The organism is Frankia sp. AgKG'84/4 (assembly GCF_023242965.2).
Taxonomy (GTDB): Bacteria; Actinomycetota; Actinomycetes; order Frankiales; family Frankiaceae; genus Frankia.
The window spans coordinates 1-3,946 of record NZ_JALKFU020000515.1 but is presented as its reverse complement, the minus strand read 5'-3'; the positions used below and the strand labels follow the sequence as shown (position 1 = coordinate 3,946).

Genomic DNA, 3,946 nt, shown 5'->3' with positions numbered 1-3,946 from the left:
GGCGCACCAGCCGGACCCCGGCCCCGTCGAGCCAGCTCGCGATCCGCTCCGTCTCCGCCACCGACGCGCAGGGCGCCGGCCCCGGCTGCGGGCGGACGGTCTCCGCGCTCGCCACGGCCGCGTCGACCCACGGGCGCGGATCCACCCCGGGTTCGACCGTCAGCGCGCTGACCAGGCGGCCGCGGCGCACCACGGCCAGATCCCAGCCGGCGTCCGCCCTCGGCGCGGCGGCGACGAGCTCGGTGATCCGGGTCAGCTCGGCGAGGCGCTGACCGCGGGCCGCGGCGCGGACGAACGCCACCATCCGGTCGCGCTCGACGCCGGCCTCCTCGTAACGGCCCTCGCCGGACAGGCGGTCCATCCTGCGCGTGCTGGCGGCGATGACGGGCGCGGGGTCGCCGGTGATGGCCGCCTGGGCGCGCGCGACGTGCCGGGCGTAGGCGGGGACGTCCTCCCGGCCGTCACAGGGTGCGCCGCAGCGGCCCAGATCGGCCAGGGCGCACGCGGGGCGCGTCCGCCGGGCAGAGAGCCGCCCCGAGCACTGACGCAGCGGCACGGCGGCGAGCAGCGCGTCGGCGGCGTCGTCGGCCTCCCGGACACTGCCGAAGGGGCCGAGGTAGGTGGTGTCCTGGCGGGCGTCGCGCACCCGTGACAGCCGGGGGAACGGTTCGTCGGTCAGGCGCAGGTACACGGCCCGCTCGGGGAAGCGGGACCGGCGGTTGTACGGCGGCTTGTTCTCGGCGATCAGGCGCAGCTCCCGCACCTGCGCCTCGAGGGTGTGCGCGCAGCCGATGGCGTCGACCCGCTCGGCGAGGGCGACCATCTCGGCCATCCGGGTCCGGGGTTCGCTGGCGGTGAAGTAGGTGCGCACGCGGGAACGGATCGACCGCGAGGTGCCGACGTAGAGGGCGCGCCCGTCGGCGTCCCGGAAGACGTACACACCGGGGCCGGTGGGCAGGCCGTCGGCGAGGTGCCGCTTGCGGCGCTGGGCGGGGGACACCCGCGCGCTGTGGTCGTGCAGCTCCTCGAGGGTGTGCACGCCGAGGTTGCCGAGTCGTTCGAACAGGCCGTGCAGCACGTCCACGGTGGCCCGCGCGTCGGACAGCGCCCGGTGGTTGGGTTCGGTCGTGCTGCGGAACAGCCGCGCCAGTGAGCCGAGCCGGCAGTCCGGCGTCTCGTCGCGGCTGATGATCCGCCGGGCGATGCGCAGGGTGTCGAGATGCTCCCAGGCCGGCGGCGGATAGCCGCAGCGTGCCGCGGCGGCGCGCAGGAAGCCGAGGTCGAACGGCGCGTTGTGGGCGACGAGCACGGCCCCGCGGGCGAACTCCAGGAAGGTGGGGACGACCTCGGCCTCGCTGGGGGCGCTCGCCACCATCATTTCGGTGATCCCGGTGAGAACGGAGATCATCGGCGGGATGCCGCGGCTGGGCCGGACCAGTGTCGACATCTCCGCGAGCACCTCGCCGCCGCGGACCCGTACCGCGCCGATCTCCGTGATCTCGCTCGTCTCCGCCGAGGTGCCGGTCGTCTCCAGGTCGACCACGACGAAGGTGAGGTCGGCCAGCGGCCGGCCGAGGTCGTCCAGGCTGGCCTGGCGCCCGGGCCGCTCGCCGGGCGGGGCGGCGTCGCGGGTGAGGCCCGGGCTTACGGTGGTGGCGGGGTCTTGGCGCACGGTGTCACCGTAGGCCCGACCACTGACAGTTCGTGGCGTCGGGCGTGGTCGGTCGGGACCGGCCGGCAGGCCGGTCGACGTGCCGGCCGGGCTACCCGCCCTACACCGATGCGTCCATCGATGCCCGGAGATGTGGCTAGTTCCGATAATTCTCAGCTATGCCCGAAAAGTGAGATTAATCGGTGTGCATTGATGTCGCGTGGTGGCATGCCGGAATCACATGTTTCGCCACGCCGGAGACGCGCCGTGGCCACTCGACGCGCCAAAGTGCCGCCAATGCGAAATCATGCTCGGGTGGCGTGGTTTGAGACGAACGGGATCCGAGTGGGACGGGTGACGGTGGACTGTGCGAATGTGGAGGTGATGGTGCGTTTCTGGTCTGCTGCGCTGGGTTACGAGGTGGTGCGGCGGGACAAGGACGCGGCGATCCTTCGCCACCCCGCCGGCGCCGGCCCGAAGCTGCTGCTGCGACCGGGGGCGCGCCGCGGCGGCGGACCGAGCCGGCTGCACCTCGACCTCTACGCGGTCGACGCGGAGCGGGTCGTCGGCTGGCTGTTCACCCTCGGCGCCCGCCGGGTCGGCCCGTACGACGAGGACGGCGAGCGCGGCTACGTGCTGTCCGATCCCGAGGGCAACGAGTTCCGGGTGGCGACGGCGGGCCCGGCCGGATTCGCCCGGCCGTTCGCCTGACGCCGGGCGCGCCTGGCCCGGCGTGGTCGGTAGTGTCGGGTCCCATGCCGAGCGTCTTCACCCGGATCATCAACGGAGAGCTTCCCGGCCGGATCGTGCACGCCGACGAGCACACCGTCGCGCTGCTCACCATCGCGCCGATCCGCCCTGGCCATACCCTCGTCGTGCCGCGGGTCGAGATCGACCGGTGGCTGGACCTGCCGGACGATGTCCAGGCGGCGCTGTGGGCGAACACGGCCCGGGTCGGGCGGGCCATCGACCGTGCCTTCGGGCCCCGGCGGGTGGCCGTGATCGTCGCTGGGCTCGAGGTCCCGCACGCCCACGTCCACCTGATCCCGATCGACAGCGAGAAGCAGCTCTCGTTCGAGCGCGCGGACCCGGCTCCCGACCCGGTGGCCCTCGACGACGCCGCCGAGCGGATCCGCGCCGCCCTCGCCTGACCCGCCCCGCCGTCCCGGACAGCGCGACGGGGTGATCCCGGTGTCAGGATCACCCCGTCGGCGGAGCGGATGCGGGTTCGGCCCAGCGTCCGACCCCTCTCAGACCTGGCGCATCTCGGTCAGAGCTGGAACTTCGCGGGGCTGACCGCGAACAGCGGCTCCCAGTTCAGCGTGCCGTGGCCGGGCGGTGCGTCGATGACGACGTTGCCACGGACCTTCTGCCCGGCCTTCACGGTCGAGGCGGACAGGCGCGGCTCGACATCGTCGTAGCTGCCGTCGTACCGCGTCCCGTCCGGGGTCTGGATGTAGAAGTCCGACGGCGAGGCGGAGGTGTCGCCCCGGCTGACCTCGACCGTCACGTTCAGCACGTAGTAGGCGCCCAGCGTCGGCGGGTCACCGTAGCTGGTGACCGTGCCCGTCGTGGAACACACGCTGTTCAGGGTCACCTTGGCCTCGAAGTCGCTGACCGAGGAGTTGGCCTCGCCGACGACCGTGCCGGAGCCACCCAGGCCGGCGGTGCCGGCGGGCGGAGCCTGCGGGGTCACCGCGACACAGTTGGACACGCCGGCCGGCCCCGTCTGGGTGGGGACGGGCGGGGGCTGCGTCCCCACCGAACCGCCGGGCGTCGGGAGCGTCAGTGACGGCGCGACGGTCGGCGACGTGACGGTGCCCGAGTCGTCCTTCCCGCCGACGGCGAGCGCGATCACCACGCCGATGACGATCGCGGCGACGACCACCAGCGGCACGATGACGACCAGCGGATTGCGCCGCTGCGGCGCGGGCCCACCGGGCTGCTGCGGCCAGCCGCCCTGCGGCGGGTAGCCACCGCCGGGCGGCGGGTAGCCGCCCTGCTGGTTCTGCTGGTAGTACTCCTGGCCGCCCTGATAGCCGCCGGGCTGCTGGTAGCCGGTTCCGCCCTGGTACGGGCTGGCGCCGCCGGCCTGGTAGCCGCCCTGCTGTCCCCAGTTCTGCTGGCCGGGCTGGCCCCAGTTCTGCTGCTGGTCCGCGCCGGGCTGGCCCCAGTTCTGCTGCTCGCCGCCGGGCTGGCCCCACGCGGGCTGGCCGGGGCCGCCCGCCGGCGGTGGCCACGACTGGTCCTGGCCCTGCTGCGGCCCGGTGCCCCACGGCTGCGGGGGACCGGGGC

At 74.0% G+C, this 3,946-nt stretch carries 4 protein-coding genes; 2 read left to right on the top strand and 2 right to left on the bottom strand.

From position 1 onward, the window contains the following. Positions 1-1,672: DEDD exonuclease domain-containing protein (locus MXD58_RS22335; RefSeq protein WP_374616500.1), on the bottom strand; the 1,672-nt coding region annotated here is incomplete at its 3' end. A gap of 276 nt (positions 1,673-1,948) precedes the next feature. Between MXD58_RS22335 and MXD58_RS22330 the strand changes: the two genes are divergently transcribed. Further along, positions 1,949-2,362, top strand: a complete 414-nt coding sequence (locus MXD58_RS22330) for a VOC family protein (protein WP_248837223.1) — start codon at positions 1,949-1,951, stop codon at positions 2,360-2,362. Positions 2,363-2,406: 44 nt separating this feature from the next. Continuing rightward, complete coding sequence (locus tag MXD58_RS22325) at positions 2,407-2,802, top strand: HIT family protein (protein ID WP_248837224.1); 396 nt, start codon at positions 2,407-2,409, stop codon at positions 2,800-2,802. A 119-nt stretch (positions 2,803-2,921) separates the two neighbouring features. On the opposite strand, the gene MXD58_RS22320 is transcribed toward MXD58_RS22325, so the two are convergent. Continuing rightward, positions 2,922-3,946, bottom strand: a 1,025-nt coding sequence (locus tag MXD58_RS22320) for a DUF4352 domain-containing protein (protein WP_250609861.1), incomplete at its 5' end; no start/stop codon positions are given.

What these genes read in the sequence shown, in the direction of transcription:
- MXD58_RS22330 (WP_248837223.1), top strand. Translation starts at nt 1,949, where the DNA reads ATGCGAAATCATGCTCGGGTGGCGTGGTTTGAGACGAACGGGATCCGA.
- MXD58_RS22325 (WP_248837224.1), top strand. Translation starts at nt 2,407, where the DNA reads ATGCCGAGCGTCTTCACCCGGATCATCAACGGAGAGCTTCCCGGCCGG.